Source organism: Microcoleus sp. Pol1C5, from assembly GCF_036701115.1.
Classification (GTDB): domain Bacteria; phylum Cyanobacteriota; class Cyanobacteriia; order Cyanobacteriales; family Microcoleaceae; genus Microcoleus.
The window spans coordinates 92,007-107,419 of record NZ_JAUBQE010000008.1; the positions used below are offsets into that span (position 1 = coordinate 92,007).

General features: G+C 46.6%; 10 protein-coding genes. 4 read left to right on the forward strand and 6 right to left on the reverse strand.

The features are described 5' to 3' along the window. The first annotated feature begins 135 nt into the window (after positions 1-135). Positions 136-1,860 carry a zinc metalloprotease HtpX gene (locus QUA23_RS06800; protein ID WP_333075261.1) on the forward strand — a complete coding sequence of 575 codons (1,725 nt, stop codon included), beginning with the start codon at positions 136-138 and terminating at the stop codon, positions 1,858-1,860. A gap of 327 nt (positions 1,861-2,187) precedes the next feature. On the opposite strand, the gene QUA23_RS06805 is transcribed toward QUA23_RS06800, so the two are convergent. The 6 genes from QUA23_RS06805 to QUA23_RS06830 all read right to left on the reverse strand — a co-directional run bounded on the left by QUA23_RS06805 (position 2,188) and on the right by QUA23_RS06830 (position 10,483). Further along, the gene (locus QUA23_RS06805) at positions 2,188-3,261 is read right to left on the reverse strand and encodes a class I SAM-dependent methyltransferase (RefSeq protein ID WP_333075262.1); all 1,074 of its coding nucleotides are present in this window, start codon (positions 3,259-3,261) and stop codon (positions 2,188-2,190) included. 81 nt (positions 3,262-3,342) lie between these two features. Beyond that, the gene (locus QUA23_RS06810; protein ID WP_333075264.1) at positions 3,343-4,062 is read right to left on the reverse strand and encodes a peptidylprolyl isomerase; all 720 of its coding nucleotides are present in this window, start codon (positions 4,060-4,062) and stop codon (positions 3,343-3,345) included. Between the two features lie 235 nt (positions 4,063-4,297). Then, positions 4,298-5,029, reverse strand: a complete 732-nt coding sequence (locus tag QUA23_RS06815; protein ID WP_333075265.1) for a pre-peptidase C-terminal domain-containing protein — start codon at positions 5,027-5,029, stop codon at positions 4,298-4,300. 151 nt (positions 5,030-5,180) lie between these two features. Then, positions 5,181-5,702, reverse strand: a complete 522-nt coding sequence (locus tag QUA23_RS06820) for a DUF4242 domain-containing protein (RefSeq protein ID WP_333075266.1) — start codon at positions 5,700-5,702, stop codon at positions 5,181-5,183. A 245-nt stretch (positions 5,703-5,947) separates the two neighbouring features. Further along, positions 5,948-7,156 (reverse strand): flavin monoamine oxidase family protein, encoded by a 1,209-nt coding sequence (locus tag QUA23_RS06825; RefSeq protein WP_333075267.1) that lies wholly within the window; start codon positions 7,154-7,156, stop codon positions 5,948-5,950. Positions 7,157-7,348: 192 nt separating this feature from the next. Next, the gene (locus QUA23_RS06830) at positions 7,349-10,483 is read right to left on the reverse strand and encodes a BTAD domain-containing putative transcriptional regulator (RefSeq protein ID WP_333075269.1); all 3,135 of its coding nucleotides are present in this window, start codon (positions 10,481-10,483) and stop codon (positions 7,349-7,351) included. Between the two features lie 400 nt (positions 10,484-10,883). Here QUA23_RS06830 and QUA23_RS06835 point away from each other — a divergent pair, with 400 nt between their 5' ends. The 3 genes from QUA23_RS06835 (at position 10,884) to QUA23_RS06845 (ending at position 15,396) form a co-directional block, all read left to right on the forward strand. Continuing rightward, the gene (locus QUA23_RS06835; RefSeq protein ID WP_333075271.1) at positions 10,884-11,729 is read left to right on the forward strand and encodes an SMP-30/gluconolactonase/LRE family protein; all 846 of its coding nucleotides are present in this window, start codon (positions 10,884-10,886) and stop codon (positions 11,727-11,729) included. Positions 11,730-11,853: 124 nt separating this feature from the next. Beyond that, a complete protein-coding gene (locus QUA23_RS06840) occupies positions 11,854-13,581 on the forward strand; it encodes a hypothetical protein (RefSeq protein ID WP_333075273.1) in 1,728 nt (575 codons plus the stop codon). Positions 13,582-14,166: 585 nt separating this feature from the next. Then, the gene (locus tag QUA23_RS06845; protein ID WP_333075276.1) at positions 14,167-15,396 is read left to right on the forward strand and encodes a DNA cytosine methyltransferase; all 1,230 of its coding nucleotides are present in this window, start codon (positions 14,167-14,169) and stop codon (positions 15,394-15,396) included. Positions 15,397-15,413 lie beyond the last annotated feature (17 nt).

The following is a 15,413-nucleotide window of genomic DNA, read 5'->3' on the forward strand; positions in this document are numbered from 1 at the left end:
TCTTAACAATTCTAGAGGAAATTCTATATTTTTGTTGAGACCCCTTACAGCAATCCGCATTAACAGGTTAAAACAGTGAAGTATAGATAAAATCCCACGATCATTTCCTTTTGTCAATAACCTTTGGAGAGTATTATGTCATCTCACGCCCCTTTACGCAAGGCAGGGCGAGCCGCCAAAGCCGGCGTTAAACTGATACAGAAAACTGGCGGAAATCTCGTTTTAGCTTCCGGCGTCACCATCAGCCTGCTGTTTGGTATGGTGTTAGCGCTATCCTTAGCATCAGTTTTAATTCTCAACAGTCCCGATCCAGTCGCCGGATTGGCGATCGCACTTCCGATAACTCTAATTTTTAACCTTGCTACTTTTTTCCTATCGCCTTACTTGATGGACTTAACCCAAAATTGGCTCTACCATACTCGCTGGGTTTCCCTAGCAGAAATAGAAAGCCTAAGTCCCGAAACAGCAAAAGTTATTAAGAAGGTTTGCAAGCAGAAAAAACTCCAGCAGCCCCGTTTAGGAATTATTGACGACCAAAACCCTACTGCTTTTACTTACGGTTCATTTCCCAACAGCGCTCGCTTAGTCGTCAGTCAAGGTCTTTTTACCTATTTAGACGACGAGGAAATTGCCACTGTTTACGCCCACGAACTCGGTCACATCGTCCACTGGGACTTTGCAGTAATGACTTTAGCTTCGACTTTAGTGCAGATTACTTATTTAATTTACACAACAGCTCAAAGAATGGGTCGAAGTGGTGGCGACAAAGCTAAAGATGCTGCCGGTACTGTAGCTGCTGTTGCTTATTTGTTTTACATCGCCGGCACTTATTTATTGCTGTATTTGTCGCGGACGCGAGAATATTTTGCCGACCATTTTGCTGCCGAAACTACTGGCAACCCCAACGCTTTGTCTCGCGCTTTGGTAAAAATTGCTTACGGTATTCTGGAAGAAGGACAAAGAGCAACCGAACCCAGCCGCTTATTAGAAGGAACTCGCGCTTTAGGCATTTACGATGCCAAAGCTGCCACATCTACCGGCACTGCTTACAGAATTACTTCGGAACCGGAAAAAATTGGGCGAGTGTTTCTGTGGGATATGTTTAATCCCTGGGGTTGGTGGATGGAGTTGAACTCTACTCACCCGCTGACTGGTAAACGAGTTCGCGCTTTGAGCACTTATGCCGAACAATTAGGCTTGGATATTGAGTTTGACATGGGCCGGATTGTCGGCGAAGGCAACGATTTGAGCAAGCGGAGATTGTACGGCAATTTTGTGTTCGATTTGCTGCTGTACAGTGCAGAAACTCTGGGCTTAGCGGTGGGTTTTGCGATCGGCATTTCCCTGTATGCTGTAAACCCGATGATGATGGTTGCTTGTCCTTTAATCGGTTTGGGTGCGGGAATTTTGCTCAAGACTTTGGTGATGTTCCCCAATTACGAAGAAGCAGAACACTTGGATGTTTTAACCTTAATGTCTGACCCTTATGCAAGTCCTTTGCGGGGTCAACCGGCGCAACTGCAAGGCGAATTAATTGGTCGCGGCGATGCGGGTTATACCTTCGGCTCTGATTTGAAACTGCAAGACAGAACGGGAATGATTTATCTGCGCTATGCTTCTCGTTTTGGGCCAATTGGTAATTTTTTGTTTGGCATGAAACGGGTTGAAAGTTTGATTGGAATGGATGTTAGCGCTTTGGGTTGGTTCCGTCGGGGTGTTGCACCTTGGATGGATTTGATTCAGCTTGAAAGCGATAGCGGTACTACGGTTAAGAGTTATCACCGCTTCTGGTCTGTTGTAATGGGTATAGTGGCGATCGTTCTTGGTATTGCGGTGCTATTTGTTTCATTTCCAGCTTGAAAGTTGAAACGAATAAAGTCCTTACTACCAACAGGTTCATAGTAAAGACTTTATTCGCCTTAAGTCAGAGTTAAGCAGGAAAGCATTCGTGTCAACTTAAGCAATTGAGAGATTAACATCTTCCTGATTAGAATCCCTGAGTGTTAAACCAAGGGCTTAACTGATGACTGAGGATTGTTAGGTGGTTTAGCTGATTTGAATTCCGGTGTGGAGGACAATTGTTTCAAATCGATGAAGACCGAAAATTGGCTGGCATCCAACAACCCGGATTTAAGTTGTTTTTTGTTCTGCAATTGTTGACCGAGCGCACAAAGTTTGCACATGATTTTAGCTCTTTTTGAGGATATAATAGTCGTTCTGGAAATCATGGGCTAGTTGCTTGATTTCAACGCTGCTAAACCCAGCTTCACTCAACAGTTGCAGCGCTTTTTCTTGACCCCACATCGCTCCCAGTCCCATGCCGCCGTAGGCTAAAGAAACTGTCATACAGTGCATACAAGAAATGGTGTAGAGCAACGGTGCAATGGGATGCTCTAGATTACCGCCGACATCCGTTGTGGCGCGGATATCTTGCATCAAGTAAACACCATCGGGACGCAACGCTTTGTAGATGTTTTGCAGTACAATATCGGGTCTGGCTTGATCGTGAATTGCATCAAATGTGGCGATCCAATGGTAGCGATCGCACTCATCCAATGTCGCGGCATCCTTCACCTCAAACTGGATATTATTCAACTTCCGCAGTTGGGCTTCCGTGTTGGCATTGGCGATGGCTTCTCCCGAAAAATCATAGCCTGTGAATCTGCTATTCGGAAAGGCTTCAGCCAGCTTGTTGAGTGCTCGCCCGCAGCCGCAGCCGACATCTAGCACCTCAATACCCTTTTCCAACGCTTCGGTGAGTCCGGGAATTAGCGGCAGAATGTGGTCAAATAGAGCAGATACCGTGGTTTGACCGCTATCTTCTGCCATCACGGCATGAAAACGTTTGAACTCTGAGTAGGGTACACCGCCGCCTTTGTAGAAACAATCAATAATCCGGTCTTCCACCGATGCCAACACCGGAATGAATTGAGCAAAAGGGGCAATGTTGTCAGAAGCCGCAGCCCGTGTCAGGAATGCTGCATATTCTGTCGGCAAAGTGTAGGTTTTGTCGATCGAATTATAATCCACTAAGCGACCCGTTACCATTGCACCGAGCCATTCCCTCACGTAGCGTTCGTTCAATCCGGCAGCATCGGCAATTTGTTGACTGGTAGAGGGCGGCAATTCTGCCATTGTGTCAAACAGTTCGGTGCGATGCCCGATCGAAATCATGACGGAGAGTGCGCCACTGTTGAGAATGTCCAGCATCCGTCCGGCGAATGCTTCTGCTTTGGTTTGATCGAATGTTTGTGTCATCATAATTTAAGCGTGATGGTATTCAAAAGTTTCTATTTGGAAGATTGGATGTTGCCAGGGGTACGAGCGTCAGATTCCTGCCCGTCAATTCAACATTTCACCTATCTGTTCTTGCACCCAAGTTTCAAACAATTCGCGCAGCAAACGTTGACGCATCGCTAAATCGAACTGAGCCGGAATCAATGTTTCTAATCTGACGATCGCCAGCCATCCTTCTACAGGGATAGGATGCCAAAGCTGACCGGGCCGGCTTATCGCCAACAGATGCGCCAAATTCGGGTGGATTGTGCCGAGTTCTGCCGGGCCAACGATTCCATTGACTTGAGCTTCTGGGCCTTGGGAATACTCGCGCGCCAGTTCGGCAAAGGATTGCTCTTTTTCTTGAATCCGAAAATACAGTTCGCGCGCCATTTCTGCGTCTTTAACCCGAATCAAAGAATAGATGACTCGATCTAGCGATCGCTTGCATTGCAGAAAATAGGACTCTAGTTTGTGATGCCAATTTTGGTGTTTGAATTTCTCAATTTTGAGCAGTCGCGGAATGAAAACAGTCTCTAAAAATTCCCGGCTCATTCCGTGCTGTTTTAGCCAAAGCTGCTGTGTGGTTTCGTCGATCAGTTGATTTTGTTCGTAGAACTGCTGGCTGGCATTCACGATTTCTTCAGCGGTGCAATCGATGGGGGCGATCGCTTCATCAATGATGCTCTCGCGACATAATTGGGGCAGCATTTGGTAGCTGGCAAGTCGAGGAATAATTCCCTCCCCATTGATAGTGCGATTTCCAATTTGTAAAACTGCGTTCATATAGCAGAAGGAAGTTCGGCAACGGATTTTGTAACGGATGTAACGGAGAGAAGGAAGAACACGGATTTTGACTTCGATCTCTCAGATTCCGATCCCCCTAAATCCCCCTTAAAAAGGGGGACTTTGAGTGAATCTTTCCCCTTCTTAAGGGCAGTAGGGGTTGACTTTGAATGCTCTTCCCCCTTCTTAAGGGGAGTTAGGGGAGATCTCTTGGTTTAAAAACACACTTTAGCTGTTAGACAGGAGTCATGTTTAGGTTGTAGCTGCTAACGCCAGTGTGTTGATAAACTTGGAGATAGTAGGTGCTACCTGGAGTCAAGAACTGAGTAATTGACTCAGATTGATTGCCAGTCGCAATTGACTTGGTAATTATTTCACTTGAATCTACCACTGAATCGTTATTGCGATCGTTAATCAGCCGTATATCCATATCCCCACTTAAACCGCTGAGATTAAAGCGGAAATTGCGGCTTGAGTTGACAGCAAAATGGTAAGTATCAGAGGTATCAGAGTTAACTATCGCTTCGTTGAACGTGCGGGAAGCAGTCAGGGTTCCCACCTCTGTCTCCGCTGTGACTAGATTGCTGGGTTTGCTAATGGCATTGGTTGATACTCTCAAATCGTATTCGGTATTAACAGTACCAACTCGATTGACTTCAATTAGGTAGCTGCCTGCATCAACGTTGTTAAGGGCAGATGACACGTTAATTGACTCAGGTTGGTTGCCAAAACGAATTGATGATGTTGAAATCTCTGAATCGTTGGTATCCCGTAAACCATTGCCGTTGAAGTCTCGGAACAATCGAACATCGGCATTAGCGCTCATATTCGTCAGGGCGATGTTGATATTGTTATCGTTCTCCACACGAAAACTGTAGGTATCTTTAATATCGGTATTGCCCACGAATTCACGCTTGCCTACGGGATTAGCATTGCGGATTAAAGTACCAAGGTCAAATTCAGCCATTTTATTTCTCCTTAAAGTGTAAAGGGATTAGTTAATTTGCTGGTTGTTTGCTTAACTTGATATCAATCTAACGAGGCAATCGTTCCGAAACCGTTCCGAAAGCGTTCTCGAAGCGTTCCCAAAGCATCCAAGCGCGATCGTCCGCGCGGATTCAAGGTTTGAGAACTTCCGCACACCAAACGCAATCGAAGGGAATTCCAGCTTTACCGTGGGCTTCTCGAATCACTTCCGCATCGGGCGCGTTCAGTTCCCACACCACACGAGTTTTATCCAGCGACGCATAGGAACGCACCCATTCAATACCCAGTTCCTGATAGCAGGCTAAAATTAATCGCTGGGCTTCGTTCCACTCTTCATCGGTAAAGCCATTCGGATAGCTTCCCTCCAACAGCTTGAGGATTGGTTCGTTCCATACAGGTGGCACACCTTCAGGTTCAATAACTTGGGCTGTCCAAACCTTGCTAAATCCAACATCGGCTTGGCGATAAGCTTGTCGCACAGACTCTGCATCTGGTGCCTCAAAGGTGCAAATCATGCGATGGCGATCGGCTGAGAGTAGAGAGTACCACCACTTGGCATTTCTTGCCCCAAGACAATCCAAAACTCGCGTATCAGCTAACATTTCTGCGGTGATGGGTCGATCGGCAACGGTTTCAACTTTGATAAGAGACATAATTACTTCCTCTTAATTAGTAATGACTGTTGATTGGTCACTGTTGACTGTTAACTACTGACTCATGACTAATTGTAGCGATTGATGATTTTCCTCACTCTCACCCGAATTTTTTCAGCGCCTCGCAGTGGACAAAGTGAGCGAGTTGTCACCCCCCCAGTATAAACGTGGGTAAAGTCTGCTCTACGATCGCATTCTCAGCCAATCTGTAAATGATAGTGCGATCCTACAAAAATATCAGAAAATTAAGTTCTTGCCTGATGGATCTCTTGAGCAGTCCTCAATCCAGATGCTAATGCGCCCTGCATCCATCCCCTCGTAGTAGAAGTGTGTTCTCCAGCAAAATAGACTTTACCTTCCGACTTTCCAAGTTCATCAAAAAACTTTTTTTCTTGCTCTTCAGTCGGGTATGCCCAACCAGACCTCGACCAAGGATCTTTAGCCCAAGAATAACTGGTCATCTTGCCCTGATAAGCACTTACACCAGGGAGAATCTTTTCCCATCGCTGTAGTAGTTGAGGCAATTGTTGTTCTGGGGCGAGGGCATCCATAGCAATGGCATTTTCCCCTTTCAGATAAGCTTCCAAAATACCTGTTTTTCCAGGAAGATCCCAACTTGGTTGCCACAGTTCTTCAGGACGATCGTCAAACAACCCCCAACCATTCAATCCTTCTTTTTCCCAGAATCTTTCGGAGAATTCAACAAACATTCGTGTCGCTGCGCGATAATTATAACCGCCAGCGATAGCAAGCTGTTTTTGAGGTGATAGTGGAGGCTGAAAGTTGATCTGTCCCAAGACTGGCAAGGGAACAGTACATACTACGCAGTCTCCAGTGTATTGCTGTCCTGATTGGCACAAGACTTGAACCCCTGAAGAAGTTTGTTCAATGCGAGTAACCGCAGATCCTAGATGAATTTTATCAACTAGAGCGGTAGCAAATGCTTGGGGCAATCGATCTGAACCTTGAGCAATTTTAGCAACTTTTGATAGGTCTCCGCCCGGTATAATTTTAGCTAAATCATCAGCAGGAATCAGAAGACGTTGCCCATTTTTCACAGAAATGTAAAGCCCATCCGGTGGTAAAAAACGCTTGAGAGTCAAACCAAAATGTTGAGCATAGCCAAGTGTTAAATTGTGATAGGATGGAATTCTTGCTGCTCCCGCTTCTACAAAATGATTATCACTAAAATTGCCTCGCAAGGTCAAAACTCTCCCTCCTACTCGCTCGCGGGCTTCTAAAACCGTTACTGTATGACCTACTGCTGCTAACTCGTAAGCGGCAACCAAACCAGACAACCCCGCTCCGACGACGATCACTTTCTGAGAGGATAGTCCTTTCTCTAATGCTCCTGGAGTTCGAGAGTTTTGAGCTTTAACTTGAGCATGGGCTATTGCGGCACCAAACGTTACAGCGCTACTTAATAGAAATTGACGGCGATTCATTTTAAACATAGCGGTCTAGCCAATAATTACAGTAATACTAAAGGTTTTGCCTAACTTAGCAAAAAAGCGGAATATGAAACAATTACCAAACAAGCTAAAGAGTTTAAAAAATTAGATGAGCGATATGAAGTAAAGTAAAGTAAATTTCCATGTGATGAACACCATCCCTAATTGCAGTTCGCTACAACTAATAACTAATGACTAAATCTGTTCGATCGCCCGATCGACAGCAGTGCGGGCGCGGAAACTCAGCGCAGGGCGATCGATGCGATCGCGCAGCGATTCAAACCGCGCGATCGCCCCTTCTCGATCGCCCAAAGCTAAAGCACCCTCAATCAAAATTGCCCAAGCCAGAGCAATCTCGCTGGGATGATCGACCGTCTGAGCAGCTTCTAAAGCAGTTTCAGCGCGGGCTGTTGCCAAAAGAGGTCGATCGCACTCTAAATCGACTTGGGCGGCCCCAATCAGCACGTAAGACAGCATCCGTTTCGCATCCACCTGCTGCAAAGCCGCGATCGCCTGCTCCAAAGCAGCATCGGCTCCAGTTTGCTGAAGCTGATAGTTTGCTAAAGCTAAAAGTGCATTGGCGATCGCACCTTCACTACCTTCGCCTTTAATTTTGGCTCCGACGATCGCCATTTCCTGACAATAAGGCAAGGCCGCAGCCGGATCGCCCGCTTCCATTTCCGTCATCGCCAAATAGGTGAGGTTATAAAACTCGCACCAGCGATCCTGCTGGGCCGCAGCCAATTGCCACGCCTGTTGCAACAGAGTTCGCGCTTCCGCATAGTTCCCGTGATGGCGCTGTACAGCCCCCAACCCTTGGGCAATTCCGATGTTTTTAGCGCCAACTCTCCCCGCCAGGGACTGCGCCTCCAGCAACAATGCTTCTGCCCGCGTCATTTCCCGTCCAATTTCCGCCAAGCAAGACCCGCTATATACCAGCAATCGCACGGCAGTAGCTGGACTGGATGCCCGACTTACCTCTGCTGCCCGCAGCGAGTGTTGGTGAACGTTGGCGAAGTTGCTGCGATCGAAATGCAGGATCACCAATGCCTCAAGTCCCGTGGCTTCTGCTTCTTCTAAACCTAGAGCATTGGCTTCATCGATTAAGCGGTGCAGCTCGCTGTCGAGTTGAGAAACTCGATCGCCCGTAACGCCTGCGATCGCGCTAACCCGCAGCAATTTTAAATGCAATTGAATGCGAGTGCGATCGTCAAGTCCTTGACACTGCTCAATCCCAAGCTGAGCCAATTCTGATGCTTCCGCGTAGGCAAACACTTTCAAGCAACGTTCTGCTGCCGACAAGGCGCTAGACGCTGCCAATTGTCGATCGCCCCCCATGGCCGCGTGACGCGCAATATCGCCAGCCCAGGCACCGTCTGGTGTGGAGAGTTGATTCAATTTATGGGCAATTTGCAAATGTATCAAATGGCGGCGCGGTTGTGACAACTGCCGGTAGACAGCCTGACGCACAATATCGTGAGCAAAGTCATAGCCCATTTCGGCACCGATAGAGGCGCTGGGACGGATAATGGTTTGTTGTTCGAGCTGTTCGATCGCCATCAGCAATTTCGGCAGCGGATAGTCTGCCACATGAGCCACCGCTGTCGGTTTGAAGCTCCGCCCCAATGCAGCAGCCCAAGGCAAAAATTCGCGAGCCATGTCATCTAATTGGTGGAGGCGATCGCGGATCAAAGCTTCCAAATCCTGCCCGTGAGTCGAGTGATCCTGGCCCTGGGCGCGGGCAACCTCCAGCGCAAACAGGGGATTTCCCCCACTGTCAATAAATATACGATTCACAACTTCTAAAGACAAATTTGTCCGATCGAGCGTTGGAACACTGCGAATCAGTTCAGCGGTTTGTTCTCGATCCAAAGGATGCAATTCCAGGCTTAGCAGCCGTCGCTCTCGTCTCAGGGCCTGCACCACCCGCCAGATGGCTGAATTCTCCTCTAGTTCCCTGGAACGCCCGGTGCAGGCGAATAAAACCGGCTTATGACTCAGCAAGCGGATGGCGTAGTGCAGCAATGCCGATGAAGCTTCATCGATCCACTGAATGTCATCTAAAATTACCAGCACCGGAGTTCGATCGGCACATTCAGCCAGCAGTTGCACCACTGCATCAAATAGATGACTGCGTTCGCGCAAGGGTGCCGGAGGCATATCGGGCGAGGCTGGCGCTGGTTGACCGAGTTCTGGGAGCAAGAAACCTAGCTCCGGCGGAATGTTTCCTGTGGAGGGCATCGCAAGCGATCGCAGCGCATCGATCCAGATGCCGTAGGGTCGCACCATCTCGGCCGCAAATCCGCGTCCCCACAGCACTTGCACCGTCTGTGCCGTCGATCGCAGCTCCTCCAGCAAGCGAGTTTTGCCGATTCCGGGTTCGCCCGCGAACAAGAGCACTGGCGATGCCTCAGCGCTGGCGATCGCGCCGCATTTCCCAAGCAGTATGGGGTTTGCCCACTGCTGAATCGATGCCCATTCGCGATCGCGTCCCACTAGAGGCGACAAAGCCACAGGCGAGGGAAACAAAGTCGTTTGCGGTAGCCCAGCGGAGTGAGAGGAGGGTTGAATGTCGGGGGCTGCGTCTTCCAGCAACAGTTGCTCGTAGAGCTTGCGAGTGATCGCACTAGGGTCAACTCCTAGTTCCTCGCGCAGCAAAGTCATGCAGCGGTGGTAGACTTGCAGTGCATTGGCGCGATCGCCGTTCAAATGGTGCGATCGCATCAAAGCTGCGTAGCTGGTTTCGTGCAACGGATCGATCTCCAGTAAGCGCTGTGCAGAGCGGATTGCAGCCCGATAATCACCCTGAGCTTCCGACAGGCGAGTCAGAGATTCGAGTGCATGGAGCAATTTCTGTCGCAGGTGTTCGCGCTCTGGAAAAATCCACTCATCCTCACAACTCGGCAGCAAATCACCGCCGTAAAGCGCGATCGCTTGCTCCCAGGCTGTTCTGGCACCGTTAACATCTGCGGCTCGTTCCGCTGCTTCTGCTGCGGCGAATGCCCGTTCAAACTCAGCCACATCCAGCACGAAAGGCGCATGGGGATTCCATTGCAGGGTTTTGGCATCCGCCAGCAGGTAGCGATCGGCATCGGGGAGTCCCTGACGCAGGTGATGCAATTCCCGGCGCAAGTTGGTGCGAGCTTGGGCCTCCGTTGAATCGGCCCAGAATTGAAAGGCAAGCCGCTGACGGGTTTGCGGGATATCGCGGTGCAGTACCAGGTAAGCCAACAAAGCTTGCGGGCGCTCTGCGGTGACACCGACAACGGGCTTGTCTGCACAGGAAAGGCAGAATCCGCCTAGTAGTTTGATATCTAAGGTAGAAAGCATATAGCTAGATATTATTTGTGATTTTAATCCATGCTCCGGCGTGTCAACTTCAGGAATGTCAGCAGGTGGCGATCGCAAATTTAAATGACATTGCTATACTATGTTATCCGCGCGGCGGTCTGTTGAAGCCACAATTTTGTATTCTTAATATAAATGTAATATAGGTGCGGTATGATCGCTTTTACTACGACTCTCACTCAATGCAATTAACAAGGCAAACATGATCGCCAAAATTGCTACCCTCAGCCTCTTGTTTATAGTTTTGACTCTAGCATTCAGCAACACGCTTTTCAAAAATCATCTGTTAAAACCTTTCAAGGACAGAAATTTGTCCAACCAGTTAACATCTGATTTGACCAACTTGACCGCCCAAACGGAAAGCCAGGACAAAAAAAACACCATGCAACGTATTCTCGATGACAGCGCGAAATTAGAAAAACTAGCTGGGGATTTCCAATTTATAGAAGGCCCGATTTGGCATCCAGACGGCTTTTTGCTGTTCAGCGATATTCCCGCCAATATTATCTATAAATTCGCCTCAAATCAGCAAGTTGAGATATTTCGCAGGCCTTCGGGAAAAGCCAACGGGAATACTTTAGACAAACAAAACCGCTTGCTTACTGCCGAACACGAAAATCGCCGCGTATCGCGCACAGAAAAGGACGGCAAAGTTATCACATTGGCGGATAGATACGAGGGCAAGCGGCTCAATAGCCCGAACGATTTGGTCGTTAAATCCGACGGCAGCATTTATTTTACCGATCCGTCCTACGGTGTTAGTAAAGACCAAGAAGAATTGGGTTTTTACGGTGTTTACAGGCTGGCACCCGACGGGAAATTAACTCTGCTGGTTAAGGATTTGGTGCTGCCGAATGGCATTGCCTTTTCACCAGACGAGCAAAAGCTTTATGTCAATAACTCGGAAGCGGGATACATTGCTGTTTTTGATGTAAAACCGGATGGAACTGTTACTAACCAGCAGCTTTTTGCGGAGTTAAAAGACGCTACTCAAGGGGGGGTTCCCGACGGTTTAAAAGTTGATGTAGAGGGGAATGTTTACAGCACCGGGCCGGGGGGAGTGTGGATTTTCTCGCCGGATGGTAAGCTTTTGGGGAAGATTTCTGTTCCTGAGACGGCGACTAATGTGGCTTGGGGAGAAAGCGATCGCAAAACGCTTTATATTACGGCAAATACAAGTCTGTATCGGATTCGCCTTAAAATTGCGGGTGTGCGGCCTGGAAAATGATCTAAAATCGGGCGAACTTGAAAGTAAAGCGCTTTTTATTAGGGGTAATTGACCGGGCATGATATAATCGTAGGTTTGAAAATCAGTCATTCCCGATTCTTTAATCTCGAATCTCAAATCTCTAATGGTATTAATAGCTCGGTTGCACAAATTTCTAACTGCTACAGTCGATCGCAAATCCCGATCTCACACAATATTTTGGTTGACTTTGAGCTTGACATTTGCTGCACTTTATGGTTTTTTAGGACTCAAGCAAGCCTTCAGGGCCGAGTATATAGTGCAAGACGATGCGAGGCAGCACGTTTTCTGGATGATGCGGTTTGTCGATCCTGAATTATTCCCCAACGATTTCCTTGCTAATTACTTTCAATCAGTCGCCCCCGCAGGATACAGCACCCTCTACAAATTAGCCGCAACAGTTGGCATTCATCCGCTATTTTTTCACAAAATATTGCCGCTATTTCTCGCATTAATCTCGACTTATTACTGTTTTGGTCTTTGCCTAGAAATGCTGCCAGTGCCGATGACTGGATTTATTGCATCTTTGCTGTTAAATCAGCATATGTGGATGACAGATGATTTGGCTTCTACAACGCCAAGAGCTTTTATCTATCCGATATTCCTCGGTTTTTTATATTATTTGTCGCGCAGTTCGTTGCTGCCTTGTTTGGGGGCGATCGCACTTATCGGACTATTCTATCCTCCTTACGCCTTGGTTGCTGCCGGAATTTTAGTTTTGCGCCTGCTAGCCTGGAAAAACGGCGGTTTGCGCTTGTCGGGCGATCGAACTAATTACCTATTTTGCACTACAGGTTTGGGAGTTATTTTTCTAGTAATGCTGCCCTATGCCTTAGATAACTCTGAATTTGGCCCAACTTATACTGCAGCAGAAGCGAAGCCAATGGTCGAATTTGCACCAGACGGCAGAAATCCTTTTTTTCATCCAAACCCCAAAGATTATTGGTTGACAGGGCGGGGCAGCGGGATGTTTCCCAAGTCGCTGTTTACGCCTGTAACTCACTGTGTCGGGCTGTTATTTCCGCTGCTGCTGTTTTTGCGATCGGCTTTTCCCTTAGCCAATCAGATTCAAAGCAAAATCTGGCTTTTGCTTCAGCTCTTTTTAGCATCCTCGGCGATGTTTTTTGCGGCTCATGCTACCATTTTTAAGCTGTATCAACCAGGTCGCTATACTGCCTACAGCTTGCGATTTATTGTTGTGTTGATAACGGCGATCGCCCTAACTTTAATTATCGATGGAGTCGGTCATTGGGCAGCAACAAGCGCAACAAGATTTGATGTAAAAAACCTAGTTGCACTAATTACGACAGTGACCATCGCTGTCGCAGTCGTGCTTTATCCCTGCTTTGCCAAAAAATTTCCTACAGTCGGATATGTAGAAGGTAAAATGCCGAGTTTGTACAAATTTTTTAAGCAACAACCTAAAGATATCCTGATTGCTTCGATCGCGACCGATACGGATCATTTGCCAACATTTAGTCAGCGTTCGGTTCTGGTTGCCAAAGAATATGCAGTGCCGTATCAGAAAGGCTACTACAGCAAATATAGACAGCGACTTAACGATTTAATTCGCGCTCAATACACTCCCAATAGAGCTGTATTGCAAAGTTTCATTAATAGCTATGGAGTTGATTTTTGGATGCTCGATCGCAATGCTTTGACTCTTCAGTATATAAAGGATGATGGCTGGCTAAATCAATTTGATTCTACACAGGAGGCGAGGCTTTCTCTCGAACAAGGGAAAATTCCCGCCTTAGCTTCAGCAATCACAAGCTGTGCTGTTTTTCAAAATGAAATTGTCGTGGTTTTGGAGGCGTCTTGTATTGTGAAATAGGCTGGAGTTAAGACGGCTAACACCCAGAAATAAATGCCTTACCATCCCCTGACTGGGAACTATAAAAAAGTCAATTAGAGGATTGGGAAGATATGCAACATGAATTAGAATGGTTAGAAAATTCTAATTATTCTGTTAGTGCAGATGTTACCGCCTGCTGGGGTGGGGATGAAACAGGAACCGATTCGGTTGTGTGGGGCTTGTTATTCTGAGTCGCCTTGTCATAAGATTGAGTGGCAGTTGAAGACGGTGACTGGGTGTGTTAGGGAAATTCCTGCGAAGCAGGCTCCGCATCAGTTATGCTTGCTGTTGGAATGTCCCAACTGTGGGGCGAGGTTTAAGAAGGTTCCCGCTTTGTCGGTTGATAGCCGATGTCAGCGGTGTTTGATGGGTTTTGGAGAGAGGGCGAATTGGCAGAAAATAATTGTATAGTTGCTATCACTGTTTTCTAAATATCTTGATATCTTGCAAAACAAATTGTTCTCTAATATCAATATTCAATAGAAATACATATTTTAATTTTTACGATCCAACAGCTACAAATGAATGTAAAATTATAAAATATCGCGTAGTTTTTTATTGACAATGCCAGAAGTAAAACCAAAAACACAAAATATAAAATCACCGACTGTACTCGATATTTTTTGCGGTGCAGGTGGGATGAGCTTAGGCTTTCAGAATGCTGGGTGTGAAATTTTAGGGGGAATTGATAAAAATCCTCATGCTATAAGAACTCATCATAGAAACTTTCCTAAGTGTACACTGATGCGTGATGCTCAGTCTATCGAATCTATTACTGATTTGAGTAAGCTGGAGTTGAAGCCGGGAGACATTGATATTTTAATTGGGGGCCCACCCTGCCAAGTATTTTCAGTCGTAGGCAAGGGTAAAATGAAGTCTTTAGGAAAACATATCGAAAGTGATGCTAGAAATTTTTTGTATGAAGATTTTGTGAGAGTAGTTCAATATTATAAGCCTCTATTTTTTGTAATTGAAAACGTCAATTATCTCCGCAATCATTGGATATTTTCTAGGTTGAAAAAAGATTTAGAAAATGGATTGATTACAAAAAGCGATGATTATCCAGGCTACGATCTTAGGGATCAAATTCTAACCGCTTCTGATTACGGTGTCCCTCAAATCCGCAAACGCTTATTTATTGTTGGTAGGCGTAAAGATACGAATCTAACTTTCGAGTTTCCCGATGTGAATACAAGTTCTCCTGTCTCTGTCGGGGAAGCAATTGGAGATTTACCAGAATTAGAGCCTATAAGTCTACCTTTGAAGAGGAAAAGCACTGCCCCCAAGCAAATAGACGTTCCTAAAGCTTACCATTTTTCGCCTAAATCCGACTATCAAAAGCTAATGAGAGCTCAATCTTATGATACGGTAATGAATCATATGTGTCGATCGCATAATGATAAAGATTTGCATATCTTTAGCATCATGCCTCAAGGAGGTATATATAAAAATATCCCTGATGAGTTAAAACGCTACAGCGAGCGGAGTTTTGAGGATAAGTATAAACGCTTACACTGGGATAAACCCTCATGGACACTAACGGCACATATGCAGAAAGATTGTTTGGCCTATATCCATCCAACACAAACCAGAAGTATCTCTGTAAGAGAAGCTGCTAGACTTCAAAGTTTTCCCGATCATTTTATATTTGATGCACCTATGACGAGAATGTTTGAGCTAGTTGGGAATTCTGTACCACCTCTTTTAGCGGAAGCGATCGCCAAACCAATTGTAAAACAAGTACAAGCCTACTACGAGGCTCAGTCTGAAATGGGTCAAGCTAGCTTCAGGTAGACCTCAAGTGCATTTCA

What these genes read in the sequence shown, in the direction of transcription:
- QUA23_RS06800 (WP_333075261.1), top strand. Translation starts at nt 136, where the DNA reads ATGTCATCTCACGCCCCTTTACGCAAGGCAGGGCGAGCCGCCAAAGCC.
- QUA23_RS06805 (WP_333075262.1), bottom strand. Translation starts at nt 3,261, where the DNA reads ATGATGACACAAACATTCGATCAAACCAAAGCAGAAGCATTCGCCGGA.
- QUA23_RS06810 (WP_333075264.1), bottom strand. Translation starts at nt 4,062, where the DNA reads ATGAACGCAGTTTTACAAATTGGAAATCGCACTATCAATGGGGAGGGA.
- QUA23_RS06815 (WP_333075265.1), bottom strand. Translation starts at nt 5,029, where the DNA reads ATGGCTGAATTTGACCTTGGTACTTTAATCCGCAATGCTAATCCCGTA.
- QUA23_RS06820 (WP_333075266.1), bottom strand. Translation starts at nt 5,702, where the DNA reads ATGTCTCTTATCAAAGTTGAAACCGTTGCCGATCGACCCATCACCGCA.
- QUA23_RS06825 (WP_333075267.1), bottom strand. Translation starts at nt 7,156, where the DNA reads ATGTTTAAAATGAATCGCCGTCAATTTCTATTAAGTAGCGCTGTAACG.
- QUA23_RS06830 (WP_333075269.1), bottom strand. Translation starts at nt 10,483, where the DNA reads ATGCTTTCTACCTTAGATATCAAACTACTAGGCGGATTCTGCCTTTCC.
- QUA23_RS06835 (WP_333075271.1), top strand. Translation starts at nt 10,884, where the DNA reads ATGCAACGTATTCTCGATGACAGCGCGAAATTAGAAAAACTAGCTGGG.
- QUA23_RS06840 (WP_333075273.1), top strand. Translation starts at nt 11,854, where the DNA reads ATGGTATTAATAGCTCGGTTGCACAAATTTCTAACTGCTACAGTCGAT.
- QUA23_RS06845 (WP_333075276.1), top strand. Translation starts at nt 14,167, where the DNA reads ATGCCAGAAGTAAAACCAAAAACACAAAATATAAAATCACCGACTGTA.